General features: G+C 40.8%; 30 protein-coding genes. 19 read left to right on the forward strand and 11 right to left on the reverse strand.

What is annotated here, in order from left to right; all coding sequences use genetic code 11:
* Positions 1 to 261: 261 nt before the first annotated feature.
* Positions 262 to 843: a protein-L-isoaspartate(D-aspartate) O-methyltransferase gene (locus tag OC538_RS14515; protein WP_262176785.1), complete on the reverse strand. Its 582-nt coding sequence runs from the start codon at positions 841 to 843 to the stop codon at positions 262 to 264.
* Between the two features lie 178 nt (positions 844 to 1,021).
* Between OC538_RS14515 and OC538_RS14520 the strand changes: the two genes are divergently transcribed.
* On the forward strand, positions 1,022 to 2,374 hold the full coding sequence (locus OC538_RS14520; RefSeq protein WP_262176788.1) for an amino acid permease: 1,353 nt from the start codon (positions 1,022 to 1,024) through the stop codon (positions 2,372 to 2,374).
* On the opposite strand, the gene OC538_RS14525 is transcribed toward OC538_RS14520, so the two are convergent.
* The 3 genes from OC538_RS14525 to OC538_RS14535 form a co-directional block, all read right to left on the reverse strand.
* Positions 2,359 to 2,985: a LysE family translocator gene (locus tag OC538_RS14525; RefSeq protein WP_262176790.1), complete on the reverse strand. Its 627-nt coding sequence runs from the start codon at positions 2,983 to 2,985 to the stop codon at positions 2,359 to 2,361. The genes OC538_RS14520 and OC538_RS14525 overlap by 16 nt on opposite strands.
* 163 nt (positions 2,986 to 3,148) lie before the next feature.
* Positions 3,149 to 4,615: a hypothetical protein gene (locus OC538_RS14530; protein WP_262176793.1), complete on the reverse strand. Its 1,467-nt coding sequence runs from the start codon at positions 4,613 to 4,615 to the stop codon at positions 3,149 to 3,151.
* Positions 4,608 to 5,117 carry a sigma-70 family RNA polymerase sigma factor gene (locus OC538_RS14535; RefSeq protein ID WP_262176794.1) on the reverse strand — a complete coding sequence of 170 codons (510 nt, stop codon included), beginning with the start codon at positions 5,115 to 5,117 and terminating at the stop codon, positions 4,608 to 4,610. The genes OC538_RS14530 and OC538_RS14535 overlap by 8 nt, the downstream gene beginning before the upstream one ends.
* A 170-nt stretch (positions 5,118 to 5,287) precedes the next feature.
* Here OC538_RS14535 and OC538_RS14540 point away from each other — a divergent pair, with 170 nt between their 5' ends.
* Positions 5,288 to 5,839, forward strand: coding sequence for a hypothetical protein (locus tag OC538_RS14540; RefSeq protein WP_262176796.1), 552 nt, complete (start codon positions 5,288 to 5,290; stop codon positions 5,837 to 5,839).
* A gap of 73 nt (positions 5,840 to 5,912) precedes the next feature.
* Here the strand turns inward: OC538_RS14540 and OC538_RS14545 are convergent, their stop codons facing one another.
* Positions 5,913 to 6,464, reverse strand: coding sequence for a hypothetical protein (locus OC538_RS14545; protein ID WP_262176797.1), 552 nt, complete (start codon positions 6,462 to 6,464; stop codon positions 5,913 to 5,915).
* Between the two features lie 46 nt (positions 6,465 to 6,510).
* Positions 6,511 to 6,696, reverse strand: coding sequence for a hypothetical protein (locus tag OC538_RS14550; RefSeq protein ID WP_262176799.1), 186 nt, complete (start codon positions 6,694 to 6,696; stop codon positions 6,511 to 6,513).
* 304 nt (positions 6,697 to 7,000) lie between these two features.
* On the opposite strand from OC538_RS14550, the gene OC538_RS14555 reads away from it, so the two are divergent.
* From OC538_RS14555 to uvsE, 3 genes are all read left to right on the forward strand, one after another.
* The gene (locus OC538_RS14555; protein WP_251696199.1) at positions 7,001 to 8,473 is read left to right on the forward strand and encodes a BCCT family transporter; all 1,473 of its coding nucleotides are present in this window, start codon (positions 7,001 to 7,003) and stop codon (positions 8,471 to 8,473) included.
* 73 nt (positions 8,474 to 8,546) lie between these two features.
* The gene (locus OC538_RS14560) at positions 8,547 to 9,206 is read left to right on the forward strand and encodes a hypothetical protein (protein ID WP_262176802.1); all 660 of its coding nucleotides are present in this window, start codon (positions 8,547 to 8,549) and stop codon (positions 9,204 to 9,206) included.
* A gap of 267 nt (positions 9,207 to 9,473) precedes the next feature.
* Positions 9,474 to 10,439, forward strand: a complete 966-nt coding sequence (uvsE, locus tag OC538_RS14565) for a UV DNA damage repair endonuclease UvsE (RefSeq protein ID WP_262176804.1) — start codon at positions 9,474 to 9,476, stop codon at positions 10,437 to 10,439.
* A 102-nt stretch (positions 10,440 to 10,541) separates the two neighbouring features.
* Here the strand turns inward: uvsE and menC are convergent, their stop codons facing one another.
* Genes menC through OC538_RS14580 form a run of 3 tightly spaced genes read right to left on the reverse strand, consistent with a single transcriptional unit; the run spans position 10,542 to position 13,634 of the window.
* The gene (menC, locus tag OC538_RS14570; protein ID WP_262177821.1) at positions 10,542 to 11,687 is read right to left on the reverse strand and encodes an o-succinylbenzoate synthase; all 1,146 of its coding nucleotides are present in this window, start codon (positions 11,685 to 11,687) and stop codon (positions 10,542 to 10,544) included.
* A 3-nt stretch (positions 11,688 to 11,690) separates the two neighbouring features.
* Positions 11,691 to 12,821, reverse strand: a complete 1,131-nt coding sequence (locus OC538_RS14575; protein WP_262176807.1) for a M20 peptidase aminoacylase family protein — start codon at positions 12,819 to 12,821, stop codon at positions 11,691 to 11,693.
* An 18-nt stretch (positions 12,822 to 12,839) separates the two neighbouring features.
* Positions 12,840 to 13,634 carry a MurR/RpiR family transcriptional regulator gene (locus OC538_RS14580; RefSeq protein ID WP_262176809.1) on the reverse strand — a complete coding sequence of 265 codons (795 nt, stop codon included), beginning with the start codon at positions 13,632 to 13,634 and terminating at the stop codon, positions 12,840 to 12,842.
* A gap of 120 nt (positions 13,635 to 13,754) precedes the next feature.
* Here OC538_RS14580 and OC538_RS14585 point away from each other — a divergent pair, with 120 nt between their 5' ends.
* The 3 genes from OC538_RS14585 (at position 13,755) to OC538_RS14595 (ending at position 16,143) form a co-directional block, all read left to right on the forward strand.
* Positions 13,755 to 15,155 carry a YfcC family protein gene (locus tag OC538_RS14585; protein ID WP_262176811.1) on the forward strand — a complete coding sequence of 467 codons (1,401 nt, stop codon included), beginning with the start codon at positions 13,755 to 13,757 and terminating at the stop codon, positions 15,153 to 15,155.
* 254 nt (positions 15,156 to 15,409) lie between these two features.
* Positions 15,410 to 15,610, forward strand: a complete 201-nt coding sequence (locus tag OC538_RS14590) for a cold-shock protein (RefSeq protein WP_147058293.1) — start codon at positions 15,410 to 15,412, stop codon at positions 15,608 to 15,610.
* Between the two features lie 155 nt (positions 15,611 to 15,765).
* Entirely contained in the window at positions 15,766 to 16,143 is a 378-nt protein-coding gene (locus OC538_RS14595; RefSeq protein WP_251701714.1) for an SET domain-containing protein, read from the forward strand.
* Between the two features lie 176 nt (positions 16,144 to 16,319).
* Here the strand turns inward: OC538_RS14595 and OC538_RS14600 are convergent, their stop codons facing one another.
* Positions 16,320 to 16,568, reverse strand: a complete 249-nt coding sequence (locus tag OC538_RS14600) for a hexameric tyrosine-coordinated heme protein (RefSeq protein WP_262176815.1) — start codon at positions 16,566 to 16,568, stop codon at positions 16,320 to 16,322.
* A 265-nt stretch (positions 16,569 to 16,833) separates the two neighbouring features.
* Here OC538_RS14600 and OC538_RS14605 point away from each other — a divergent pair, with 265 nt between their 5' ends.
* From OC538_RS14605 to OC538_RS14655, 11 genes are all read left to right on the forward strand, one after another.
* Positions 16,834 to 17,370, forward strand: a complete 537-nt coding sequence (locus OC538_RS14605) for a hypothetical protein (protein ID WP_262176817.1) — start codon at positions 16,834 to 16,836, stop codon at positions 17,368 to 17,370.
* A 72-nt stretch (positions 17,371 to 17,442) separates the two neighbouring features.
* Positions 17,443 to 17,853, forward strand: coding sequence for a DUF6843 domain-containing protein (locus OC538_RS14610; RefSeq protein WP_262176820.1), 411 nt, complete (start codon positions 17,443 to 17,445; stop codon positions 17,851 to 17,853).
* Between the two features lie 133 nt (positions 17,854 to 17,986).
* A complete protein-coding gene (locus OC538_RS14615; RefSeq protein ID WP_262176822.1) occupies positions 17,987 to 18,178 on the forward strand; it encodes a DUF6366 family protein in 192 nt (63 codons plus the stop codon).
* Between the two features lie 81 nt (positions 18,179 to 18,259).
* Positions 18,260 to 18,541, forward strand: a complete 282-nt coding sequence (locus OC538_RS14620) for a hypothetical protein (RefSeq protein ID WP_251696218.1) — start codon at positions 18,260 to 18,262, stop codon at positions 18,539 to 18,541.
* A 253-nt stretch (positions 18,542 to 18,794) separates the two neighbouring features.
* Complete coding sequence (locus tag OC538_RS14625) at positions 18,795 to 19,772, forward strand: DUF2268 domain-containing putative Zn-dependent protease (protein ID WP_251696220.1); 978 nt, start codon at positions 18,795 to 18,797, stop codon at positions 19,770 to 19,772.
* A gap of 105 nt (positions 19,773 to 19,877) precedes the next feature.
* Positions 19,878 to 20,078 (forward strand): hypothetical protein, encoded by a 201-nt coding sequence (locus OC538_RS14630; RefSeq protein ID WP_251696222.1) that lies wholly within the window; start codon positions 19,878 to 19,880, stop codon positions 20,076 to 20,078.
* Positions 20,079 to 20,262: 184 nt separating this feature from the next.
* The gene (locus tag OC538_RS14635; protein ID WP_251696224.1) at positions 20,263 to 20,862 is read left to right on the forward strand and encodes a hypothetical protein; all 600 of its coding nucleotides are present in this window, start codon (positions 20,263 to 20,265) and stop codon (positions 20,860 to 20,862) included.
* A gap of 310 nt (positions 20,863 to 21,172) precedes the next feature.
* Positions 21,173 to 22,450 carry an IS110 family transposase gene (locus OC538_RS14640; RefSeq protein WP_251695186.1) on the forward strand — a complete coding sequence of 426 codons (1,278 nt, stop codon included), beginning with the start codon at positions 21,173 to 21,175 and terminating at the stop codon, positions 22,448 to 22,450.
* Between the two features lie 476 nt (positions 22,451 to 22,926).
* Positions 22,927 to 23,256, forward strand: a complete 330-nt coding sequence (locus OC538_RS14645; RefSeq protein ID WP_262176826.1) for a hypothetical protein — start codon at positions 22,927 to 22,929, stop codon at positions 23,254 to 23,256.
* Positions 23,257 to 23,812: 556 nt separating this feature from the next.
* Positions 23,813 to 24,361: a GNAT family N-acetyltransferase gene (locus OC538_RS14650; RefSeq protein WP_251696227.1), complete on the forward strand. Its 549-nt coding sequence runs from the start codon at positions 23,813 to 23,815 to the stop codon at positions 24,359 to 24,361.
* A 232-nt stretch (positions 24,362 to 24,593) separates the two neighbouring features.
* Entirely contained in the window at positions 24,594 to 24,842 is a 249-nt protein-coding gene (locus OC538_RS14655) for a hypothetical protein (RefSeq protein WP_251696229.1), read from the forward strand.
* A 446-nt stretch (positions 24,843 to 25,288) separates the two neighbouring features.
* On the opposite strand, the gene OC538_RS14660 is transcribed toward OC538_RS14655, so the two are convergent.
* Entirely contained in the window at positions 25,289 to 25,795 is a 507-nt protein-coding gene (locus OC538_RS14660) for a DUF4825 domain-containing protein (RefSeq protein ID WP_262176829.1), read from the reverse strand.
* Positions 25,796 to 25,826 lie beyond the last annotated feature (31 nt).

Genomic DNA, 25,826 nt, shown 5'->3' on the forward strand with positions numbered 1-25,826 from the left:
AACTCCTTCGTGGGCTGTTTTGTTATGAAATGAGTGGGTGAGCAGTTGGGATTGAAGCAGGTAGAATTATATCGATCATTTCCCGCGGGTTATCGTTCATTTCCCATGGTTTATCGATCATTTCGAGGAGGATATTGATTATTTCCCAACATATATCGATCATTTCCCGAATTATATTGTCATTTTGTGAGTAAGGACCTAATAGGTAGTGCACTAAATGTCGATTACAATCAAAAGAGAAGTCTAATAAAGTTATGACCTCTACTCATACTTCCCCCTCAACGGAACAAACCTCACTTCCTCCAGCACTGTCGTATCAATCTTTCCGTCTTCATCTTTTTCCAACAGCAGGAGCTCCTGTAGAAGGGGTGGACCTACCGGAATGATCATTTTTCCTCCGGGTGCTAGTTGATCGATGAGCTCGGTTGGCACTTGGGCAGCGGCGGCCGTCACCATAATCCGGTCATACGGAGCGTTTTCTTCCCAACCGGTGCTGCCGTCATCCAATTTGAAATGGATGTTGGAGAAGCCGGCTTTTTCTAACCGTTCCTTTGCCCGTTCATGCAAGGCGGCGATTCGTTCAATTGTATAAACGGAGTCCGAGAAGGCGGCGAGCAGGGCGGTTTGGTAGCCGGATCCCGTTCCGATTTCGAGCACTTTTGAACCAGGCTGCAAATCGAGGGCCAATGTCATTTCAAGTACGAGGGATGGCTGGGAAATCGTTTGTTCGTGCCCGATTGGAATGGCCTCGTCCATATAGGCGAATTCTTTTAGTTCATCCATGAAAAAGCTGCGATCAAGTTTTTGAAAATAGGTAAGGATGTCTTCGTTTTGATTGGTCATTGTCGTATGCCCCTTCAGCTATATAGTTGGTTACCCATATCCTCTATTGGGCAGTTGTAAACAATATACATAAGCTAACATGGTTGATCTATTGTCTTGAAAATGTTCATTCTTCATTTCACTAACACATAAATGTACTTTCTGGTGGAAAGCTATCTTTTATGTGGAGGTGTATGTAATGGGGAAAAAAACGTCGGGCGGCAAGGATGAAGAAGCAAGTCTTGCTTGGTGGCAATTATCCCTAATTGGAGTAGGCTGCATTATTGGTACAGGTTTTTTCTTAGCGTCAAGTATTGCGATTAAAATGACAGGTCCTTCTGTCATCCTGGCCTTTATCATGGCTGCAAGTGCAACCTATATCGTATTTGAAGCACTTGCGAAAATGTCCGCAAAGGATCCACAGAAAGGATCATTCCGAACGTATGCCAAAAAAGCATATGGACGTTGGGCTGGGTTTAGCAGTGGTTGGGTCTATTGGTGTTCGGAGATTTTAATCATCGGTAGTCAGCTTACTGCAATTTCATTGTTATCAAAGTTTTGGTTCCCTGACATTAAACTGTGGATGTTCGCTTCGATTTATGCCGTATGCGGCCTTCTCGTTCTTTTTATTGGGACCAAAGCGTTTGGGAAATTAGAGAGCGTGTTTGCAGTAATGAAAATTGCTGCTATTTTTATGTTTATTGTAATTGCCATTTTAGCGTTGACAGGGATAATTGAGGGCGATTCCAAAGCAGAAATTCCTCAAACTGTAAAAGGATTTTTTCCTAACGGTATCGTCGGATTTTGGAGCGCTTTATTGTTTGCCTTTTATGCTCATGGTGGAATTGAAGTAATGGGCGTAATGGCCATCCATCTTAAGAAAAAGGACGATGCTCCTAAATCGGGAAAAGTCATGTTAGGATTACTCGGAGCCATTTACGTTACATCGCTATCTTTAGCGCTTTTGTTATTGCCATATGATAAGTTCAGGGAGAACAAAAGCCCGTTTGTTGAGGCCTTATCAGGTTTTCATAATATTGAGTTTTTCCCACATGTGTTTACAGCCGCAATTATTATTGCCGGTTTTTCGACGATGTCTGGAGCTCTTTTTTCGGTTACCACGGTACTTCAGACAATATCTGAAGATGGGGATGCACCTAAACTATTTAGTAAACAAACGAAAAAGAAATTCAAAATGCCGTTACCTGCTATCGCTTTAACGACAACCGGGCTTATTCTATCCATAGTCACCTCATTATTATTGCCTGATAAGGTATACGAATATATAACGACTGCCGCAGCATTAATGCTGCTTTATAATTGGATTCTCATTTTAAGCATGTATCACAGATTAATCGAGCCGACTACTGCGGATAAAGTTAAAAGAGTGATCGGAATGATTCTTGTTGTTGCAGCCGTAAGCGGAGCACTTTTTCATAAAACAAGTCGACCTGGCTTTTTTATCAGTTTACTATTTCTTACGGTAATTGGACTCATCGTCCTGTTTTTACGGAAAAGGTGGAAGAAAGAAGAGGCTCAAAATAATGCATGATAAGCCTGAATGCCAAAGTATATACCGAATCCAATCATAAACAGGGAAGAAATAATGGATATCACCTTCAAAAGCTTGATGGATAATAATCTGCGGGCACCACTGGATAGAGTGGCCATTATTGTATCCCATAAAAGGACACCAACTATAATGGCTATACTAAAAATCAGTAGTTGATCCCCTGCAAAGGTTTCAGCAGATTGTGCAAGAACTGAACCATAGATCCCCAGCCAAAAAAGAATCGTTAGTGGATTCAAAAGCGACATGAAAAAACCAGATAACAAGGAACGTCTAAGAAGGATTTTCTTACCTAATTTCATTGCTAGTTCAATTTTATGTAGTGATAATAAATTTTCGATTCCAGTATATAAAAGAACAAAACAACCAAATGACCAAAGAATTATTTTTACCAGTGCGAACTCGATAATTTGTCCGACTCCGAAATATACCATGATCATATACAAGACATCGGCTGATAACGCTCCAATACCAAAAATCCAGGCATGAAAAAAACCGTTTTTAATACCCGTATTTAGCTGCGCGGCGTTAACCGGTCCGACTGGCGCAGCTAAAGACACGCCTAAAATGATATAGGCAGCTATCGAATTCATGTAAAGTCCTCCCTTAAATAGCGTCTATGCATCCTATTCAAGAGGAGTGATTGGTACAACCTATAGAAGAAATATTATTGAATAAAAGACTTTTCCATAGCCCATATAAAATAAAAGCCCACGAGGATGATTTCCTTCGCGGGCCATATCTATAGATATATGCTCAATCTGCCGAACCATCAAATTTCTTTACCCATTCCTGATCATTCCAAATATCCGGGTTGTCGATTATTTCATTCTCTCCACGCACGATAAAGTCATACGTATCTTTTCCACCCGTATACCAATCAACGATGAATAACTTACCGTTTATATTGCGTACGAGAAATTCGGTTGCTTCACCATAACCGCCTACATCCTTATTGACCATTACGGGTACGTGCAAATAGAGAAAACCTCCATTAGCATCTTCAGTATTCTGCGCTTCCCAATCCCCAATTTCAACATCTTTCACCGGATCATTAAAGCCTCCATATCGATCATGTTCGAATTGAACCTTCTTATCTATATACTGCTTAAGGTTTTCGTTTTCAATGAATAAATTCGAGTCGAAATCTGTCCCGTTCCAGACAGATTTATAATAGTCCGTCAGCGCGGTTACACACATTTCATAAGCCGTTTCTATATCCTTTTCAGAAACTCCCGTTGGATTCTCAGGTGTGAATTCAACTACAGTATTGTTAGAAAGTACTTCCCACTCCGTCACCTTTTCGTAAGTTAATGAACTGCCACGTGAAGTAACAGGGTAGGAGAGAGTGTCGTAAACAATCCTGATGTCCATGCCGGGCGAAATCTCGTTTGAAGCGTGAGGGATGACAAACCGGGCGGCGGCTCCATTTATGATCAACTTTTCCTTTTTCGACGGAGCGTCCTCTACGAATCCTTGCGTGATAAGGACTTGCTCACCATCGATCGCGGCGACTGTCCCTTCAAGCTCTTCGTAATTGACGGACAGATCGAAAGGGGGAATCGCCTTTTGTTCCATGAAATTGGCGATAGCATGCTCGTGTTTATTCTGGAATGAACCGAGTGCTTCACCTTTTGTTATAGGTTTTTCCTGTGGATGGCGAACGAGCCATTCTTCGGCTTTCTCGTATCGGCTAGTCCATTTTAGTATGACATTGAAATAGTCGTCATAGGAGATTCCGAAATTCCTTTCCTGTGTTTGGAGAATTGTCTTCTTTTTCTCTTCATCTTCTTTGTTCAGATCCGCATAAAAAGAATCCCGCTGTTCCGCCACGGTTTTTTCGATTGCTTCTATGTCTTCCGTGTAGCCCATCGTTTTGGCATAATCAATTAACGCGTCAATTTGCAGTATGTTTCGCAAAACCGCTTGCTTCATCTCGTTCGTGGAGTCCTCTTCATTGCCGTTCGACTCTGACCGTAGCATGTGATCATAAATTAATTCATTAACTTCATATTCATCTTGATCCGCGGTGGAGATACCGTCCTTCAGCACGTTGAATGCAAAAAACAGGACCGTTGCGGCGACAATGGCAGTCGCTGCCACTGGGAAGGGATTTCTTTTCTTTTGCCTACGTTTTCCGGAGAGGACTCTTCGTTTCACATCTTCCACATCTTCTGAATTAATTCCGGACACAGCATCTAGACTCTTCTTCACTTCATTCATTAGATAGCACCTCCCAATCACCGGTTTTCAGTTTTTCCTTCAATATCTTCCGCGCCTTCACCATTCGTGCCTTCACCGTGTTTTCGGATAGCTCCAAAAAAGCGGCGATTTCCATGATCTTGTATTCTTCATAGTAATAAAAAATGATAATTTCCCGATATTTCATCGGCAGCTTCAATATCGTGATGGCGAGTTCTGCCCGCTCTTCATTCAAAATAACAGGGTCCTGTTGTGTATGTATCGTTTCCATCCAATCCTGCGTGAACAGCAAATTCCGGAATGACCAGCTCCGCAGATGGTCTTTACAGCGGTTGACGGTCAACTTAGTAAGGTAAGCACGCAGTGTCCCTCGTTCCTCATAATTCGCTGACGTATAAAAGGAAATGAACACGTCTTGGACGATATCCTTCGCCATCTCGCGGTCCCGTAAATAAAAGAAAGCCATCCTCAATAGGTGTTCGCCATGCGCATCCATGATCGCTTCCAATTCTCCCTGGTCCATTGTCATCACCGCCTCTTCATAATAGTAACGGAGCTCGAGAGGGAATGGTTGTTGTTTTTTGCTATTACTCAGAAATTTAAAGGATGCGCCATGGTGTTATATGGTAAAATTGACGCAAAAGAATTAGTAGAGGGATAACTAATGTTTGCTCAAGTTGGGGGAAATGAAAGATGATCATTATAACGGGCATATTATTTTTGTTTCTTTGTTTCCGAATTTTCCGCTTATTAATTAGAATGAAACAACCTGTCATTTTCCCAGTCACGGAGGAAGACTTGCAAGAGATTCGAATACAGCCGAAAAAAGCAGTCGAGCTGCCGATTATTAATCAACAAAAAACCGGTCTTCTTTGGCTGGGTCTCACGCTACTGTTTCTACTCATTCTTGTAGTTTATGATCTGCTCAGCACTAGTAAGGATAAGGATTTGTCTTACGCCATCATCCCTCTCCTTGCATTATTCACTTTCAATCAAGTTTGGAATCTATTTGCGATTGTGGAAAACGGGGTGTTATGTGGGGGCAGGTTTGTGTCATGGAAGAACATTCAATCGTATCATTTCGAGGGAATTGATCAGAACCACCGTTTTTACGGGTATTCCCCGGAAGTGAATAGCGGGTATGAACTGTGGATTACAACGAAGTTCTCTGAAGTCAGCTGTATTGTTACGTCTGAAGCGGTGAAGGAGAAATTAGCAGGTATACTGGATGGTCATGTATCGTAACCGCAAAAAAATAATCCATCCTTGAGTGTAAGCTCATAAGGGATGGATTATTTTATTTGCTATGCCACCGCAGTTACTCCAGCCCTCCGCTAATTAAACTCCTCAATAATTGCTTGTCGCCGAGGTATGACATTTTAGCGATTTTGTCGTCGCGCATAATGGCAACGCCTGTTATTTCGATCGCCGTTTTCTCCCCGTCTTTATTCACATAATCAAGATCGACGGTGAAGTTATAATTTGTTGGTGTCACTTCGTTCTGCTCGACGTTGACATCGTTCACCTTCAATTGATACCCGTATCTGTCGGCTACTGTATGGAAGATGTCGAACTCACCTGTTCGAGTGTACAGATCGAATGTGCTTTCAGTAAAGTAAGGGGCGTATGTTTCCTTTAAATATGCATTATATTGTTCGAATCCTTTCTCCGTGTCCTCTATATTATCCGAGAAGTAATTCTTGAAGATTGCTTTTTCATTAGGTGCATTCATCTGCAGTTCAACGACGGTTTTGACTGTTTCCTTAATTTCATCTTGTTCATTTGACTTCGAACAACCTGCACAGATCAGACAAATTACACTTAGATAAATAGCTATCCCTGTCTTCCAACGAGAATTCTTTTTCTTCATGTTCTCACCTCGTACATTCGCATTTTCAGTTCATTACTTATACGGATTATCCACGATAAATGATTCGTTTTTTTAATTTTGGCTGTGTCGGATTTTTATCGGTCACTTTAAGATGATTATCGGTCAAATCAGGGAAGTTATCGATCATTTCAAAAGAGTTATCGATCATTTCCAGTGAGTTATCGGTCAATTTCACAATTTTATTGTCATTTTGTGACCTTTGACCTATCAAATGTGGCCCTCAAATAACCCAGATGATTTTTCAGAAACCTTTGAAGCTATTCCTAGGGTTCTACGTCTGCTTCGGCTCACCCACACAATGTTTGAAGTTTTTTTAAATGGGTATAATTGAATGCTGAATCTTTGTTAGCCGTCTATGACGATTTTTTAAATCGGATAGGCGGCTCGTTTTATAGTGTTTAATGTATAGCTGGGAAGTCTGGTTCTCATGCTATGGAGGGGGAGATACCATTGATATGATTTATGAAATACTTTGAAGGTATGAGTAGTGGAAATTGGAGAGAGGGGAATTTTTTTTGCATATTACTAGGGTGTTTTGGTATGCAGTCGTTATTTGTATAGCGATTGTGCTTTGGGGTTCAATTGCCCCGACGAATTTGAACGATTTGACTGTAGTTGCAACCACATTTATTTATGATCACTTTGCATGGTTTTACATATTTGTCATTGTTGCGATGATTAGTTTTTGCATATATATTATGTTTTCGCGTTTTGGCAAAGTTACATTAGGAAAACAAAATGAGAAGCCTGAATTTAGTTTGCTTGCATGGTTTGCCATGCTGTTCAGCGCGGGTATGGGCATTGGATTGGTGTTCTTTACAACAGCGGAAACCATTTCGCATGCTTTCATCAGTTCGCCGAATGCAACACCAGGGTCTGATCAGGCAATCATTGAATCGCTTCAATACGCGATGTTTCACTGGGGCCTTCATGGCTGGGGGCTGTACAGCATTGTAGCACTCGTACTCGCTTACTTTAAATTTCGGGTTGGCGCTCCCGGGTTGATCAGTGCGACGCTTGAGCCGTTGTTCGGCAAGAAAATCATGCGGGGCACAGTTGGACATATCGTAGATACGCTTGCAGTTTTTGCGACTGTTGTAGGTGTCGCATCCACACTCGGTTTCGGTTCAGCGCAAATTAATAGCGGGTTGACGTATCTGTTTGACGCCCCTAAAACGTTTTGGTTTCAGTTGATCATTTTACTCATCGCGACGGTATTATTTATCTTATCCGCATGGTCGGGTATTGGACGGGGCATCAAATACTTAAGTACCATCAATATTGTCGTTGGATTTATCCTGTTACTTCTCTTGTTTATTGTCGGCCCGTCCATGTATATTTTAAATCTATTTACAACTTCAATCGGTAAATATGCAGGGAACTTCATTGAAATGAGTTTTGAGCTTAAGCCGTTGAATGGCGATCAGCGCCAGTGGATTAATGAATGGACGATTTTCTATTGGGCATGGTGGATTTCCTGGGCGCCATTTGTAGGCATGTTCATTGCACGTGTTTCAAAAGGCCGGACAATAAGAGAATTTGTCGCAGGCGTATTGCTTGCGCCGACACTTGTGACATTCATCTTCTTTGCCGTTTTTGGCGGCTCGGCATTATATCTAGAGCAAAACGGGATTGCCAAGCTGTCCGCATTAGTGACAGAAACGGTGACATTCGGCATGTATGAGCATTATCCACTTGGAACGATCCTGTCCTTGATTACCGTGTTTGTCATTGCCGTATTTTTTATAACGTCTGCGGATTCGGCAACATTTGTACTCGGCATGTTCAGTACAGGTGGACAACTGAATCCTTCGAATGTTGTCAAGATCATTTGGGGGCTCACATTATCAGCAATGGCGGCCATTGTCATGTATTCCGGAGGCATTAAAGGCTTTCAAAACATGCTTATCATATCGGCGTTGCCTCTCTCCCTAATTATCATTTTAATGGTCGTATCCTTTTATAAAGTCATACAACAAAAAGAGTGATCCGCGGATTATTCATTAAGTCATTGGAATGAAACGTGACAACAAACCAGAAAAAATATAAGGTGGGGTCGTAGTGAACTTATTAAACGTTAGAAGAGGACAATTTGTTTATTATCAAAATAAACTCCATAAAGTGTACTCTGTAAACCCATTTTTCAGGAAATCCGTGCATCTGATCCGGCTTGAAGATATGGAACAGCAGCTCGTAACTGCAAGAGAAATTACATTGTATAGACCGAAGCATTTGGATAGTTTCACTTTTAATTATCAACGTTATACGCTTCACAAAGAAGTGAGAGCAAAAGTCGGTGATTATATTTTAATCATAAATCCTAAACCTGACTCCATTGACCATCACCATCTTCACGCGATTGAAACTGTATCATCAATAGAAGCGAACGGTGTGATTAGCAATAGATCGAATGGAATCAGGCATAGCGAGTATTGGGTAATGGTGCCGGGGCTGGAAGAGGGTGCAACAATCATTGATCGGGCACAGCATGATGGGAATGAACCAACTGCACAAGCGAAGGTGGAGGAACACCATCCAATCCCGATCCATATACCGAAAATCGGCGATGTGTACCAAAAAAATAATAGTGATCCCGTCGTTCTCGCAATGGTCGTTGCCATTAAAGGGGAGACCGTCTATTTAGGTGGGGATATTGAAGTCCATATTGATAAATTAACGAAAAGCGGTGTGTGGAGCCTACAGACACAAGTGCCTTTATAAAATGAGGGCACGGTGCCTGTGTAAGACACTATTCAGTAAATACACTACAATTGCATAAATGTAATTTGTGAAATCAGTAGTATTAGCGTTTAGGTGGACTACTGTTGTATTTTTATTAAAATACATGAATTGTCATAAATGCACCACGCACAGGCACCCACCCAATTCCCACACAATTTACATGTGTTTGCGGAAGAGCTGTATAGTTGTCTAGGTAGGGAAGAGACTAATCATGGCTTTTCAATCATGGATGAGTTGAGGTGCGATATGACAATTGTACGAATGGGATTTGTAGCGATGAGCATGGAACTGAAAAATGCTTCCCCGTCTAAAACGATGACGTTTACGCAGTTCCAAAAACAAGACGACCGTGAAGCGGCAATCCGCAAATTGGAACGGATTGCACTGGAGAATTTGGAGAATACACATCGGATCCTAAAACATAACCACTTTAATGAAGTCCATTTTTATCGTTTCAGCTCCAAACTGATTCCGTTAGCGGACCATGCAGAGCTTGCCGGATGGGATTATATGCAGCCGCTGAAAGGGAAGCTCGCTGAAATTGGGGGCTTCGTAAAAAAGCATGGGATGAGAGTCGATTTTCATCCTGACCACTTCGTCGTTTTGAATTCCCCGAATCGAGACGTATTGATCAATTCGGTGAAAAACTTAAAGATGCATTATTTGCTGTTAAAAGGAATGAAGGTAGATTCCACTCATCGCTGTGTCCTCCATGTCGGGGGCAATTACAAAGACACTGAAAAATCATTAGAGCGCTTTGTGGAGCAGTGGGGTGATGTTCCGCTGCCCATTCAACAGATGATTATGCTGGAAAACGATGACACATCCTTCACCCTTGAGGATACGCTCTATCTTTGCGAGAAACTGGGCATTCCGCTTGTGTTTGATTATCACCATCATCTAGCCTTTCATCGTGATCACATTTGGGAAGATAAATGGGACCGTGTAGTCGACACATGGAAGGCGTCCCCTCTGCCGATCAAGATGCATATTTCCAGTCCGAAAAGCGAGGACAAGTTCCGTCACCATTCGGATTACGTGGGTGTGGACATGTTTTTCAGGTTTCTACATGAAATTAAAGGTTCCGTCCCGCAAATTGATTGTATGATCGAGGCAAAACAGAAGGACGAAGCTCTATTTACGTTAATTAAACAGATCAAAGACAGGGCGAACGTTGAAATGATAGATGGCTCTTCTTTTTATTTGAAATGAAAACCGCTACGGTGTCAGTGTTTTCATCGCATCCATTGGCAATTAACTCTAAATAACAACTACCTGCACGGGAATAATCCCCCATGCAGGTAGTTGTTTCTGTTAGGAAGGGATCGGGTGGGAAGATTCAGCGGACGTAATCGTTTCCCTGCTTGTCAGCACCTTCTTCAGTTTCTCCTGATCTACTTCATAGCCGATTCCATCACCGGACGGGACAAAAATTATGCCGTGGTCCATTGTGATTTCAGGAGTGACAATGTCTTCTTCCCAGTAGTGGGAGGAAGGCGCCGTGTCTCCCGGTATCGTGAAGTTTTGGAGTGTCGTCAATTGGATGTTATGAGCGCGTCCTACACCCGTTTCGAGCATTCCGCCACACCAGACGGGAATATCGTTTGCTTGGCATAGGTCGTGGATCCGTTTCGACTCCGTCAGTCCGCCGACCCGTCCGATTTTAATGTTGATGATTTTACAGCTGCCGAGCTCGATTGCCTTGCGGGTATCTTCCAAAGAATGAATGCTTTCATCTAGACAGATTGGCGTACTGATCTGTTTCTGCAAAGTGGCATGATCAATGATATCGTCATGGGCGAGCGGCTGCTCGATCATGAGCAGGTTGTATTGATCTAGCTTTTTCAATCGTTCGATATCAGCCAGTGTATAGGCGGAATTGGCATCTGCCATAAGAGGTATATCGGGAAACGTTTTACGGACTGCGGCAATATAATCAAGATCAGCGCCGGGTTTGATTTTTACTTTGATTTTGCGGAACCCCTCATCTACATACTGGCGGACCTTCTCGACCAGCGTGTCCGGATCTATTTGGATTCCGATGCTTTTCCCGACCTCTATTTCGTTCTTGGTTCCACCGAGAAGTTCAGCGATGGACTTTCCGTTTTTCTTTGCAAATACATCCCATATAGCTGTTTCAATAGCGGATTTTGCAATGTTATTGCGACGGACGAATTGCAGCATGTCGTGTACGTCTTCAGCATGCTTGATTTCCTTGTGAATCAATCGGGGGATGAGAAATTCCTTCAACATATACACAGTCGTCGCTGTTGTTTCCTCGTTGTAATAGGGCTCGTTACTCGTTACGGTTTCTCCCCAACCTGACATCCCGGATTCGTCGATCACTTCCACTAAGCAGACATCCTTATGTTGCATCGTACCAAAGCTTGTCGTGAACGGTGCAGTGAGAGAGACGTTGATATGATGGAGAACAACTTCTTTTATCGTTATGGATTTCATCATTCATTTTTCCCCTTTCGAATGTAATTCCAAAATCTTCATGAGTACGTCGATGCCGTTGAACATGGCGTCCCGTTCGAATGTCATGTTCGGATGGTGTAATCCGGGCTTCAAATCGCATCCAAGTCCGACCATCGTTGCTTTCAAGTGCGGTTTTTTGATTGTGTAAAAATGAAAATCATCTCCGCCCGGCGTAATAATCGGTTCTGTCGTGTTTTCTTCACCTAATACGGCCGCAATCGCGCTTCTCGCCATCGCTTCCGCTTCCGGATGGACTACAGCAGCAGCGATGCCATACTCCTCAGTAATAGTGATCGTTGCATTGAATAGTGAACGGGCGGAGTCGAGAACATCGTGCACCCTCTTCACGAGAATATCCATAGCTTCGTTCTGTTGCGCACGCAAATCGACTGCAAGTGTGGCGCTTCCCGGTATGATATTCGTGCTCCTGCCGCCTGCTTGAAAGCGGGTCACTTTAGCGGAGTGGGGAATATTCGGGTCGAGATGGATCGTATGAATGGCATTGACGATATAGGTACCGATCTCAACTGCGTTGCGGGTAAGATGTGGACGGGCTCCGTGCGCATCATCTCCGCGGATTTCGAATGCAATAGTCCCTGTCGCACCATGAACAATAGCAGGAGCGGCTTTGCCATTTTCAGTCTCCTGGAACGGCCGCAGATGGATGCCGTAATAGAAATCGACATTGTCGACGACCCCTTTCTCCACAAGTTTCAGTGCCCCTGCGCCAACTTCTTCAGCCGGCTGGAAGATGAACCGGATGCCGATTTGATCCAAAATGTCCTTTCTGTCTCTCACGCGTTGCAACACTCCAAGCACCATTGTCATATGGGCGTCGTGACCGCATGAATGATTTGCTTTCATTTCTCCATCGACTTCCTGCCACAATGCATCCATATCCGCTCGGAGTGCAATGATCGGCACGTCCCCTGATAAGTTTCCGATATCACCGACGACACCCGTGCAGTCGTCAAACACAGTCACAGTGCAGCCTGCATCTTCCAACTTCCCTCTAATAAAAGCGGTCGTATTCACTTCTTCCCAGCTCAGTTCCGGATTTGCATGCAAATGATTGAATGTCTCCATTACCAGTTCCTTTGTAGCATTGCTCATACTAAATCCCCCTTTAGTTCATTGGATGTAATAATTATTCGTCGGATTAATGAGATCCAACTTATCGATTCGGTGCGCAATATGAAGCAGGAGGCTATTCAACACCGAAAATGTGACCGGCCCTTTTTCCAATACGGATCGTTGGGCGAACGGTATGACGAGTGCATGGTCGGCATATTCCACAACCGGCGAAGAGCGGGAATCGGTGATGACGATGACTTGATTGCCTTTATCCCGAGCTTCCTCCGCTAACCGAATTGTGCCGAGTGCATACCGGTAGTACGAAAAAATGACAACACATTGGCCGCTTCCTTGCTTTGAGATGCCGATATCCGTTTCGGGACGGTAAAGCTGCGTGTTGCCGAGGAGCTTGTTCAGAAGAACCGCAAACCAATGGGCATACGCGAAAGATTGGTAGTAGCCGACCACTTGGATATTCTCTGCTTTCTGTAAAGAGTCCACGATGTTCTCTGCTATCACCCAGTCCAAATGGTCGACGATCTGGTTGATGTTATTGCTGTCACTTTCCATGACGCGGCTGAACGGATGCTTGTCTTCGGAAGACTCCTTCCCGGGGGGCTTGATTGTCAAGAGGTCGCGCTTGACGTCCGCCTGGAGTGAGCCGAATCCGTCATAGCCGATCGCTTTGGAAAAGCGTACAACCATCGTTTCGCTTACATCCAGCACATGGGCAATTTTTTTTGCGGGATGCGTGGCGAACAGGATAGGGTTTGTCAGCAATACTTCTGCAACCTTCTTTAGTCCCGGCGTCAGATTTTCGTACTCGTTTTTCGTCTTGTCGTAGTATGTCATGCCTACACCAGTCTTTCTTTTGTAATAAATCATATAATTTGGTGTTGTCAAAATAAATTATATGATTTATCATGTGAATAGTCAACGGAATATAAAGATAATTCAGGAAGGAGTGGCAGCATGGAGAAGAAAAAGAAGATAACGTTAGGCATACCGGATGCATATGTAATCCTATTCATGATACTTGTCCTTATGGCTATCTTGACGTACATAATCCCTGCAGGTGAATTTCAGAGGGAAGAGGTTGATGGCGTTACCGTCGTCGTTCCGGGAAGCTATGAGAAGATTGAGTCCTCAGCTGTCAGTCCGATGGATGTTTTTCTGGCAATCCAAGATGGAATGATCGCTTCTGCGCCGCTGATTTTCTTAGTGTTAATCATCGGGGGCTCATTTGCAGTCATCGAGTCGACAGGAGCAATTGATGCGCTCATATTAAAAACGATCGAGAAAACGAAGAACAAGGAAATTGTCTTAATCACGATTGTCATGGTCTTGTTCTCGATATTTGGTACGCTCGGCATTATTGTAAACGCGGTAATCGCCTTTATTCCAATCGGTATTATTTTAGCGCGTTCGATGAAACTGGACGCGATCGTCGGGGTGTCAATCATCTACCTCGGTGCTTACGCAGGCTTTAATACCGCATTTCTAGATCCATTGACGACAGGGACGGCGCAACAAATTGCGCAACTGCCCCTTTTCTCGGGTATCGGCTACCGGGTGATTATCTATATTGCGGTCTTGATTTCGACAATTCTGTACGTCGCATGGTATGTAAAGCGGATTAAAAAGGATCCGGCGAAGAGTGTACTTGGGGACAATCCGTTTCCGAAGTTGGAAGAGCAGAATGAATTGAAAGAAGAAGTGCGAATAACAGGTACACATAAGCTTGTTCTGATATGGCTTGTACTCGGCATTGCGCTGTATGTATTCGGCGTATTCAAATACGAATGGAGCCTCAATCAAATGGCTGCCATTTTCATTATCATTGCAGTCGGAACGGCGGTTATCGGCCGGTTGACACCGAATCGCCTTGTAAAAGAATTTTTTGAAGGGGCAAAGGGACTTGTCTACGGAGCGATGATCATAGGGATGGCCCGTTCAATTGTAGTCGTTCTCGAGAATGGAAAAATCCTGGATACGATCGTTCAAGGAATGGCCAATGTAATGACTCCTTTCACTAGTGTGAGTGGCGCAATCGTCATGTTTATCGCCAACGAACTATTCAATATCCTCGTTTCGTCAGGAAGTGGGCAAGCAGTCATCGTCATGCCGATCATGACACCGCTTGCGGATTTGATGGAAATTCCAAGACAAGTGGCAGTACAGGCATACAAAATGGGAGACGGCTTCACAAATGTCATTACGCCTACATCCGGCATCTTGATGGCGAACCTGGCTATTGCGGGGGTAGCTTGGACGAAATGGATCCGCTTCGTATTCCCGCTCTTGCTCATCTGGACAGTGCTCGGCATAATCTTCCTGTCAATCGGAGTCATGATCGATTGGGGCCCGTTTTAAGCAATCAACTGCAGGTGCCTGAAGGATTGTCATAAATGCACAATGTACGGGCGCCTGCTATGCATGGTATAAGACGATTTCAATATCATTATTGAAATAAGAATCGTACTATTTGCTATTTCATCATATGTCTGTTAATCTAAGGAAGAGTTATTTTTGTTCTTTTTTGAGAATAGATTTTGTTATTCGTCTAAAGCATTTGAACAAAGATAGTAACATATTGTGTGGATATCCACACATAGGAGGCAATAACTATGGAACAAGGTACAGTTAAGTGGTTTAACGCAGAAAAAGGTTTTGGATTCATCGAGCGTGAAGGTGGAGAAGACGTATTCGTACACTTCTCAGCAATTCAAAGCGACGGTTTCAAATCTTTAGACGAAGGTCAAAGCGTAACATTTGAAATTGAACAAGGACAACGTGGCCTACAAGCTACAAACGTTCAAAAAGCTTAATAATTGCATGAAAAAGCCCCTACCATGTAGGGGTTTTTTTGCGCCTAATTGTAATGACTGTGCCACTTTATTTTTCAAGAGTGAATAAAACCACTCACTCCGGCGATACATGTTATAGTAAGAAAGTACATTTTACAAGTGAGTAGGTGAACAGCATGATAGAAGTAAAAACATCTTCACTGAGTGACGGTGAATTCAATAGAGGGGTCTTTGCTACATGTGATATCGCCAAAGGAACGATGGTGCATGAAGCACCCGTCATTGCATATCCGAACGACCAGCATCCCCACATTGAGAAAACATTGTTGTCTGATTATGCCTTTGAATATGGCATTAATCATACCGCGATCCTTCTTGGGTATGGAATGTTATTCAACCATTCCTATGAGCCGAACGCAACGTATGAAATCAGTTTTGAAAAGCATACGTTTGACTTCTTTGCATACACAGATATAAAAGCCGGCGAAGAGATTTTGATCAATTATAACGGTGACGAGAATGACAAAGAACTGCTGTGGTTTGATCAGGAATAAATTCGGCAGGTTTTTTTAACAGGTGCCTGTGTAAGACACAATTCAGATAATGCACTACAATTGTATAAAATGCAATAGGGAAACCAGTGAACTCAATGTTTAACTGGATCTCTATTGCATTTTTATTATTTTTAATGAATTGTCATAAATGCACCATGCACAGGCACCGACACAATTTAGTAGTATGGCGGCGTCCACGGCCTCCAGTAGTTGTTGGCTGCAGCTATTGTTTGGAAATGGATTGCGATGACTTGTGATACTGCGATTAAGCTATCAGCATCCTTGGAATATACCGGCCTCAGCAATTTTCTGATCTCTTCAGAAGGCTGTGTAACTCCCACCCCTTTTTGTGCAAGCTTAACCGCTAATGCAAACCCTTCTTCCGGTGTTTGTGTCAACAGCGTCTGCAATGGGTTGCTTGGCATGCAGTTCACCTCCTACGGTATTCATATGCCTATTCCTATTTGATGGTGAAAAACCCCTTATAGTAATTGCGAGGTATGTAATAAAAAACTCCGACTATTGAAGGGGAAATGAGGAGTTCAAAGACTGTCCCATGTTTGTACAGGGGCAGTCTTTTTAGTTGGGTTCTCATACTGTTTTGAAAATTATCGAAACTTTTGGTTGGTCAGATCGTATTAGTATTTACTAATAGGGTTTCTATGGTCTAAAGTTATTGGGGGATGGTATATGAAAGCGAGATTGGCTGTATTACTTTTGTTACTTATGATCGCCATTTTCACTTACTACAAAGTCAGCTACAGGGATTTCGATGAAGCTATAAGAGATTCGAATGTCCCGGTTGATGAAGTTTTCTACACTATCGACTTTAATGATAACCTGATTGTATTTTATGGCAGCCATGGTGATGTTTTATCAGTAGCATCAATTGAGAAGACACTTCTTGGTTTTCGGTGGGTGTTTGGAACAGGAAGTAAGCAATTCAACGAAGGGGATAGAATGCTGACCCACATGTTTAGTAACTTACAGCCAACAAGGAAAATGTCGCATGATAATGAACTACTATCACTGACATTCGGGGTTATTAATGACCCTTTGATTGAGACCCTTGAGATAAAATACAAAGACCAAGACTTCGCCAAAGCAACAATCATTGAAACAAGTCAGGGACGAATATGGTATTGCTTTTCAGAGTCCCCTGTTACTTATGATCCTGAAGTGAAAGTCCATTATTTGGACGGAACTGAAAAGACAGGTTGGCATTGAATGAATGGAAACGATTGTTGAATGGATGGTTTTTACGTGATTGTGCTGTTAAATAGTGATTGGAGTAATGATATGGGTAAGAAAATATGGATATCGAGTAGTCTAGTTTTGACGGTAGCTTTTGTATGGTGGATAAGCAAACCAACCAATGACACTACTATTGTTTATCATTTACCTGAAGGCTTCAAAGGGTGTGTTAACATATATTTCAATCAGCCTAACGAGAAAGAACTGGAAATTGTAGATGATACGCTGCTATTTGTAGTGCCTAAACAGGGAGATATTCTAACTTCATCAACATATAAGATTATTACAGATTTAGGGTGGCACAAAGAAAAAGCTTTTTATGTAGACAAAGATGGAAAGCCGGTAAATGAAATTAACACTACAGAATTTCCTATCGGTGGCTACATTTCCAATGGTAATCCATTATCCGAAAGGATGATTAGAACATTTGATCCGAGTCAAGAACAATGTTATTGACTAAGGTTACTTATCAACTAACGGTGCCCTACTTTAATAACAATACTCCACAATCGTGAGTGTTTGCGGAATTAGAGAATATGTCCGATAAAAAAGGGACCAGAAGGCGGAAAAGCTTCTTAAGGGTGAGAAAATGAGCAGACATAACGAAACTCCCGAAGATAGAAGAGAGAGACTAAGACAAAAGGAATTAAAACATCCTTCAAGCAGTATTCACGGAAGTAACCTTTCTGATTTGGTCGGTGGTTTAGGTTGGAAGGGTACAGGGATAATAATTCTGTTATTACTGGTAGCTATTGTAATATATTCTGTATTACTCCAATAATGACCGCAGTTGTTGCTAAGAGTGGGCAATATTATTAGTTTTTATTAAGGCTCTGTTTGATAGATGAATCGAGGTTGATTTATGAAGATATATAAGAAATTTAGTTTTTGGCTTACAATCATTGCTATCGGTATATGCCTTTTCAACTTATTGGGTTTTGATGACAAATCCATATTGTTATTCCTTGCAAGTCCACCTTTTTGGATAATGGGAACGCATTGGTTTGTTGAAAACTTTACACACCCTGCCAATATTTCAATAGTAATGAAGTACGTTTTAACTATATTGTTTTGGTTTTTAGTTGGTATTTCAATGGATAAATTTATCTCTCAACTGTCGAAAAAAGACGATAACAATGAGTAAAACATTAGTTGTATATACTTTATATGTGTAATTTCCATATTATAAGTTAAATAATCAACAATATCCTTTAACAGATCGTTTAATAGAAGAGAGAGGGAGGAAATATATTGGGCATTGGGTTAATCCTATTAGGGATTTTCATATTGGTTTTAAGTTTAATGACCCCTATAAATATTTGGACAGCATCATTAGTTTCCATGGTTCTTATTGTTTTTGGGGTTATTTTAAATAAGAAAAGGAAGAGTAGAGAGAGATGAAACTTTTAAGTGTAAATAAAGTTTTACTTTCAATTTGTATGCTCCTCATTTTTACGTTATCTGCCTGTAAGAAAATTGAGCAGCCACACGAAGATATTAACTTGGAAAATGACCAACAAGATATTTCCTATTCTTTTAACAACCCCAATACGGGGCAAGAGTTTACTATTATTCATGCTCATTTGTTATATGAAAATTACTTTGAAGCTGTAAAAGATCATCCGGATGAATCTCTCTATAAATTATATCAACAAGAAGTTGTACAACCTGTGTATGAAGCATGCTTTGAGGACTCGCAATATGCAGATTCCGCCACTGTACTTAATTGGGTTCCAAGAGAAAGTGATTTTGATAATTTTAGGAATCAAATTGAATCAATCAATAAAGATTATTTGAATGAATTATTTGAAGAATCACTCGTTAAATCCTCAGACATACTTTCATCAGATAAAAAAACAACAGTATGTGTATTTCCTAAAAGTGAAAGGATTCCTTCTGATATGTTAACACTTTTATCAGGGAAAATTATCGTCTTTCACAGCAGGCCTGATCAAAGATATCGAACAAGTATGTCTCATGAATATCATCATAGCGTTTGGATGGGAAAACATTATACTGAAAATTATGCCCTGACAGGATTAGATCATTTAATAGTGGAAGGACAGGCCGTGATGTTTGAATCCATAGTGTATCCGAATTTAAACCATAGTCATTATGTGGTTGACGAAAGATATAACAAAGAATATTGGAGCAAGATCGAACCATATCTTGAGAATGTTATTACTCGTGACATTCATGATGAAATGATTATAGGTGGCTCTAATGGTCTTCCTAATTCATATGGTTATAGTGAAGGATACAAAATGATGAGATCATACTTGAATCTGCATCCTGATATGACAGTAGAAGAATGGACTTCCAAAAGTCCGAAGGAAATATTTGAAGAAGGAAACTATGCAGCTAACTATCAGTAGGTTTTTCCGTTTCCCTTGGGATATCATGTAGTGCTCAACTTAAGATAATGGCCAGTTGAGACGAAATCAGTATGTGTTGTATAGAGAATGAAGGGGTGTAATAAAATGAAGAAACAATCACATTCAGAATGGCGATTAACTCAAATCGTTCTGACAGCACTTCTTGGGACTTTTATTGCAATCTTTGTCGTTAGCGGTGAACTGAACCTAACATTTGCGATAGGATATCTGTCTGTTTTTGCATTAGTGGTAGCTTGTAATGCGATTTACGTGTTCTATAAAAGAAAGAAAACGCTAAAATCCTAAACAGGTTCAGTTGATTGGGAGAAAACAAAAAAATACTGCATTTGGGGACACATCGAATTTGACGTAGTATCCATTGACCATAAATCTACATTTGATAAAAGACTACTCGGAAAAGAACCCCATCACCTTGAAATTACAAGTCAAGCTTACCTACATATCTTGTCTTGAAAGAGGAGTAGACCCGATGACGTTAAAAGAGGAAATTAACAGACCAGTGAAAGCGGATAATCTTATTGTCTTTACATTTTTTCTGCATCTTTTGTTTGTGTTAGTGGCCAGCTCTGTACCGGAAGGACAGTTCTTTTTTTGGCTGCCCATCAACTTATCATTGGAGGCTTTCATTATGTTCCGTCTCCTCCTATTGTGGAGACGTTATAGTAAAAGCGAACCGAGGCGGTACAATTCCCTCCAGTTGTATTGGATACTTACCGGACTATCTATTTTTGCAATGATGCCTTTTGTTAGGGCGGTATATGGTTCGGTAGCTTTTTGGCCTTTCCTGGTCGTTACAGTGTTTTTATTCATAGTGAGTCATTTATGGAAAGAGCGGATTGCTTCAGTTTTTGTGAATCCCGGCAAAACGAAGCAACTCGTAAAGTGGCCGAAAGCCCTCGCCATCATGATTATCGTAGGGATTGTCATTATGTCTGCGCTGCGCTTCACACCGGCACATCCAAACTTGGGACTTAGTGTCTTCGTATATATAATAGGTGGTTTTATGGTTTTTCTTGCAACTCCTTTTTCAATTTCCAAAGAACGAATCGAAGAGCTGATAGACGAATAAGAAATGGTACTAAATGGGGGATTGGATAATGGGGGCTTATCAAGAAATCGATTCTTTACTAAAAACGATAAGAGCAAAGAAGCCCTAGTCAAGCGGGTGCTGATAATATTGAGGTGCAAAATTAACAATGTCTTTACTAACGAGTGCTTCACTTGAAGATCGTTGATCTGCTGGGACTCATACATATAGAACTAACGAAGCAGCATTCCTGTTTGAAGGATTTGCGCCATCTTGAAAGAAAAAGAGCCCTCTTGTATGATGCTGAGTGTCAACGTGGAATTGACCCATCATCTAACAGGAGGACTACTTTATGTATTCTAAGTGGAATGAAAAGCTAAATCAAGTAACTGAAAACACATTAATTGTCGGCATGGATATCGCTAAGAGTACTCATTACGCATGCTTTGTAGATGAACGCGGACGTGTACTTGAGAAAGCTTTTGCCGTACATCAATCCAGAGAAGGATTTGAAGCATTATATCAAAATGTGCTTCGTGCTATGAAAGCACATGAGAAAACTGATGTTATCGTTGGGATTGAGCCTACCGGCCACTATTGGATGAACCTTGCTTATTTCTTTGATTCCTATGGAATCCCGCTTGTAATGGTCAACCCATTACACGTCAAGCGGTCAAAGGAACTGGATGATAACTTACAGACGAAGAACGATAAGAAAGATGCAGTCGTCATTGCTCGGCTCATGAAGGACGGGCGTTTCAGCTATCCCCGCATCCTAAAGGATATTGAGGCAGAGTTGCGAATTGGCTCTACACTTCGTTCAAAGCTGACAGAGGACTTGTCGAGTCTCAAGAACCGGATCATTCGCTGGCTTGATCGGTACTTCCCGGAGTTTACACAGGTCTATCCGACCTTCGGGAAGATGGCGTTCGCTACACTCGAGAAAACACCGTTGCCACAGGACATCATAGGGAAGACGGCTGAAGAGTTAGTCTTTCTCTACCGGCAGGTAGAGGGGATGAGAGCGCCGCAATTACCAAAGGCAAGACTTCTGGTTGATGTAGCCAACCAATCTATCGGGTTGACGGAAGGATCACAGATGGCACGATTCGAAATCGCCACGCTCATCCGTCAGTACCGATTGTTAGAGGGAGAAATAGAAGAGGTAAATAGCCAATTAGCCGAGTTGGCTAAGTCTACAGGAGAGTATATATACCTCTCCACTGTACCCGGCTTAGGGGATGCTACAATCGTTGATCTACTCTCTGAAGTCGGTAGCTTTTCACATTATGAGGATCCACGCCAACTCATCAAACTAGCGGGATTAACATTACGTGAAAATTCATCCGGCCAACATCAGGGGCGGAAACAGATCTCTAAACGAGGCCGGAAGAGGTTAAGGAGCGTACTATTTAAAGTCATCGTTCCACTAATCAGGCACAACGAAGCGTTTAAACGGCTTCATGAATACTACACGACGCGCCAACAAAATCCCCTACGGGGAAAACAATCGATGGTCGTGCTATGCGGTAAATTACTGAAAGTGTTACATGGAATTTGTAAAAAGAAAGTTCATTTCGATGAACGGCATATGATGAATGATCTCCATTGTCTCGCAGTGGCAGCGTAATACATTTCAAATCAATTAATCTATAACAATAAGGATGACACGGAGAAGCCGGCACAGTACTAACACTAAGACCAAGAGTCCCTGAAGCAGCTTAGCAGGCCTCTGCCTTATGAATAGACCGAACGAAGGAATGTCAGCGCTCAGACGCCAAGAGACATGGGAGGGTACGTCGTCATAAGCATCGCAGAGATCCATTGTGCATCAAATAATGGATAAGAAAAGCTAATGTTTTCCATTAGTTTTAGCGAAGCGTACTCTCATCTTGGTAATAAAAACAATAATTTCAAATCTATGTTTATTAATCAGCATAAAAATAATTTTCCTCACATCACGAAGTGATGTAAACCGTTGATACTTCAATGTTTATAGAGGGAGGTTAGTTGAAGAGTGTTGTTTAACTTCTGTTCAACAATCGGACCATTTTGAGGAACACTGAATAAGTGATAGAAGTGAGGTTATACGAGAGGCGGGATGTAATGACGTGGCTTATTTTGTTGGTTTTTCTAATCGTAAGTTACTATTTTATCATGAAAGCTAAATCAAAAAATATCGAGAAATCTTTTTCTTTATTATCCCTGTTAATGTTTATGTTAATGGCTACTCCAATTTGGAACGAAAGATTATTTGATTACATCATAGATATAAGTCTATTTTTGCCTTTTGTGTTTGGGATGTTAGGAATCATATTTGGATGGTTTGGTATTAAAGATGGTACAAGAGCAAGTTTCATCCTAATAAATATATTTGCATTAATTTTTTATCTCATTGTTTTTCTGATGGGAACAATAGGTTTTCAAGAACCTTAAAATGACTTTTCAGTTATCAAAGGCGGGATTATTGTATTATCCTCGCTATTCTTATTGAACAAACGGGGCAGTTTAGTGCAAGAAGAATCAAATAGAAAAGCGATTTCAAAATGAGATATTTAATGTTCCAAAGGGGGCAATGCTTTGAATAAATTTCGCAAAATAATAGGGGTTTTATTTTTCATTATAAACTTCTGCTTTATATGGGTTTCTACTAAAATCGCTGAAATTATTGTTGCACTAAGTAGGTTTGACGAGAGTAAAGGGTACATGATAACCGAAGCTGAGGAATTTATGCTTTTTCTTGTTATCAGTATCCCAATGTTCTTGATACAATTTCTTTTCTTACTTTTTATTTTAATTTATTTTAAAAAAAGGCTATACAAAAAATCATCAATCATACTGAACTTAGTAGCACAGTTTCTTCTTTTTTTGTGGTTTATCTTTAACGTATATCAATTCACAATAAATGGTTATTAAACTAACGGGTGCTTTACTTGAAGTAGGATAGTTTAAGTATGGTGTTGAAGTGAATGGGAGAGAGGAAGAGTTTTGAGTGCTTAAAGTGGAGATAAGAAGGCCAAAAATTGAGGACATTAAAGAGTTAAATTCATTTTTTAAAATAGTGATTACTGATACTTTTAATAAAGAAGGTTTAGGCAAGAAGTTGAAGGATATTAATGATGAAGTCAAAGTTAAGGAAAAATATTTACAAAGTGATTTTGAAAGCAATGGAGAGAAACGATATTTCCTGATTGCTTTAGATGGTGATAAAATTATTGGTTCAATTGAATATGGTCCAGCAAGTGATCTCATATGTGATTGTACAAACAACGCTTTTAAAGAGCTAAATGAGGTAGGTACATTATTTGTTCAGCCGGACTACCAGAGAATGGGGATAGGTAATTTGCTATTGAATAAGATGTATTTTACTTTACAGAGTAAAGGCATAGAAGAATTTTGTTTAGATAGTGGATATATTAATGCACAAAAAATCTGGAAAAAGAAATTTGGGGACCCTAATTATTTGTTAAAGGATTATTGGGACAAAGGGTACGATCATATGATTTGGAGAATCAAGATTAGCAATTTGCTATTAGGTTGAGAAGTAAGAAAATTAAGTGTTTCTTCAAAAAGGTGCATTACTTCAACAACTGGGAATGCACTTTTTTCTTATTCAACTGACTTTTGAGTTTGTGAAGGAATGTACTTAAAGTAACGGGTGCTTTACTTGAAGATCGTGGCTGCTAAGACAACGGCTCTTTTTTCTTCAACTAACAAGGCAGGTTAGCTGAAGAACAAACTCTAACTGTTTCAAAAAAAAAGGGGGGTATTCATTGCATCCAGCTGAACTAATTGAATTGATCATAGTCGGTGGGATTTTACTTGTTATTCTATTAGTTTCTCTTATTTTGAAAGGAAAATGGAGAAAAGTTATTCAGGGATTGGCTATATTATTTTTGGTGTCTTTTGGTATTTTTTATTTTGTACGTCCAGATTGGATTGATATACAAATTGAAAAAAAAAGTAGGTTATATTCAGATGCATTTGGAAGAACAGTACCCTGGGGAAACGTGGGAATATAGGATAGTGCCTCATCGTGAGGACGGCTATAAACACCTGAATCCATATTATATAGGCGTAATATTTGATACCGAACCACTAGTGGAATATAAATATTTCGCCCGTAATAAAAGTGATATTACCCAACGAGGGTGGGTTACACCTGATTTACACGACCTAAAACATTTAGAAGGTTTAGGAGAGTAATTACTGTTTATTATGAAGTTTCATCTTCTCTAATTGATTTGAATATTAATCTTCATTATGATCTTTAAATTACGGGTGCTTTAGCTCAATAAGGAAAGTAAAATATTTCGCAAATAAACGCTCAGATTTGAGCGTTTACTTGTTTTTTATATAGCTATTTCACTGTTGAAATAAATGCTGATTAGCCTGTTAGTTACGTTGTTAATTGGACTTTTCTCCCCATTAACCGAACCCGTTAATTAAACGTGTGAAATCGAGCCCGTTAATTAAATAACTCGTCTGCTTTATTTTCATCATCCGAATGTTTTTGTATGAACGTTTTTACTTCATCCTCACTTTGCAATCCTGTAAAATCTTCTCCAAACCAATTTTTTAGTTTATCTTTGGTAATTGTGTATTCTTCATTCTCAAAATTAAACATGATCCAATCTGCATTCTGAATTAAGGTGAATAAAAATGTAGCATTATAAATAACAATATCTTTATAATCCTGTTCGGATTCTTCATGGCTGTAATTCAAAATGATGCCATACGGCTCCTCATCTGTTTTCAGTTCGAATCCTGTAAACCGCTCTGCATTCTTTAATCGACTTACAATATTCCCTACTGCACTGTTATCCCCAACATAAGCATCCTTATATTTGAATAAATCTCCGACATAACCGAATTTAATGTCAAGAGGTTCTCCGTCCCTGCTTTTTGAATCACACCCACTCACTATCAGAGCTACCAACAGTAAAAGTGATGAAAGTATACGTATTTTTTTCATAAGCATCCTCCCAAGAATGAATTACCTATTC

Source organism: Saccharococcus sp. Marseille-Q5394, assembly GCF_946901335.1.
GTDB lineage: Bacteria > Bacillota > Bacilli > Bacillales_A > Planococcaceae > Sporosarcina > Sporosarcina luteola_C.

Bases quoted from the DNA above. Each gene is read 5' to 3' on its own strand.
- OC538_RS14605 (WP_262176817.1), top strand. From the start codon at position 16,834: ATGAAAGCGAGATTGGCTGTATTACTTTTGTTACTTATGATCGCCATT.
- uvsE (WP_262176804.1), top strand. From the start codon at position 9,474: ATGACAATTGTACGAATGGGATTTGTAGCGATGAGCATGGAACTGAAA.
- OC538_RS14645 (WP_262176826.1), top strand. From the start codon at position 22,927: ATGACGTGGCTTATTTTGTTGGTTTTTCTAATCGTAAGTTACTATTTT.
- OC538_RS14595 (WP_251701714.1), top strand. From the start codon at position 15,766: ATGATAGAAGTAAAAACATCTTCACTGAGTGACGGTGAATTCAATAGA.
- OC538_RS14635 (WP_251696224.1), top strand. From the start codon at position 20,263: ATGACGTTAAAAGAGGAAATTAACAGACCAGTGAAAGCGGATAATCTT.
- OC538_RS14620 (WP_251696218.1), top strand. From the start codon at position 18,260: ATGAAGATATATAAGAAATTTAGTTTTTGGCTTACAATCATTGCTATC.
- OC538_RS14585 (WP_262176811.1), top strand. From the start codon at position 13,755: ATGGAGAAGAAAAAGAAGATAACGTTAGGCATACCGGATGCATATGTA.
- OC538_RS14580 (WP_262176809.1), bottom strand. From the start codon at position 13,634: ATGACATACTACGACAAGACGAAAAACGAGTACGAAAATCTGACGCCG.
- OC538_RS14575 (WP_262176807.1), bottom strand. From the start codon at position 12,821: ATGAGCAATGCTACAAAGGAACTGGTAATGGAGACATTCAATCATTTG.
- OC538_RS14610 (WP_262176820.1), top strand. From the start codon at position 17,443: ATGGGTAAGAAAATATGGATATCGAGTAGTCTAGTTTTGACGGTAGCT.
- OC538_RS14640 (WP_251695186.1), top strand. From the start codon at position 21,173: ATGTATTCTAAGTGGAATGAAAAGCTAAATCAAGTAACTGAAAACACA.
- menC (WP_262177821.1), bottom strand. From the start codon at position 11,687: ATGAAATCCATAACGATAAAAGAAGTTGTTCTCCATCATATCAACGTC.
- OC538_RS14520 (WP_262176788.1), top strand. From the start codon at position 1,022: ATGGGGAAAAAAACGTCGGGCGGCAAGGATGAAGAAGCAAGTCTTGCT.
- OC538_RS14545 (WP_262176797.1), bottom strand. From the start codon at position 6,464: ATGAAGAAAAAGAATTCTCGTTGGAAGACAGGGATAGCTATTTATCTA.
- OC538_RS14630 (WP_251696222.1), top strand. From the start codon at position 19,878: ATGAAGAAACAATCACATTCAGAATGGCGATTAACTCAAATCGTTCTG.
- OC538_RS14615 (WP_262176822.1), top strand. From the start codon at position 17,987: ATGAGCAGACATAACGAAACTCCCGAAGATAGAAGAGAGAGACTAAGA.
- OC538_RS14625 (WP_251696220.1), top strand. From the start codon at position 18,795: ATGAAACTTTTAAGTGTAAATAAAGTTTTACTTTCAATTTGTATGCTC.
- OC538_RS14530 (WP_262176793.1), bottom strand. From the start codon at position 4,615: ATGAATGAAGTGAAGAAGAGTCTAGATGCTGTGTCCGGAATTAATTCA.
- OC538_RS14600 (WP_262176815.1), bottom strand. From the start codon at position 16,568: ATGCCAAGCAACCCATTGCAGACGCTGTTGACACAAACACCGGAAGAA.
- OC538_RS14515 (WP_262176785.1), bottom strand. From the start codon at position 843: ATGACCAATCAAAACGAAGACATCCTTACCTATTTTCAAAAACTTGAT.
- OC538_RS14535 (WP_262176794.1), bottom strand. From the start codon at position 5,117: ATGGACCAGGGAGAATTGGAAGCGATCATGGATGCGCATGGCGAACAC.
- OC538_RS14525 (WP_262176790.1), bottom strand. From the start codon at position 2,985: ATGAATTCGATAGCTGCCTATATCATTTTAGGCGTGTCTTTAGCTGCG.
- OC538_RS14660 (WP_262176829.1), bottom strand. From the start codon at position 25,795: ATGAAAAAAATACGTATACTTTCATCACTTTTACTGTTGGTAGCTCTG.
- OC538_RS14590 (WP_147058293.1), top strand. From the start codon at position 15,410: ATGGAACAAGGTACAGTTAAGTGGTTTAACGCAGAAAAAGGTTTTGGA.
- OC538_RS14540 (WP_262176796.1), top strand. From the start codon at position 5,288: ATGATCATTATAACGGGCATATTATTTTTGTTTCTTTGTTTCCGAATT.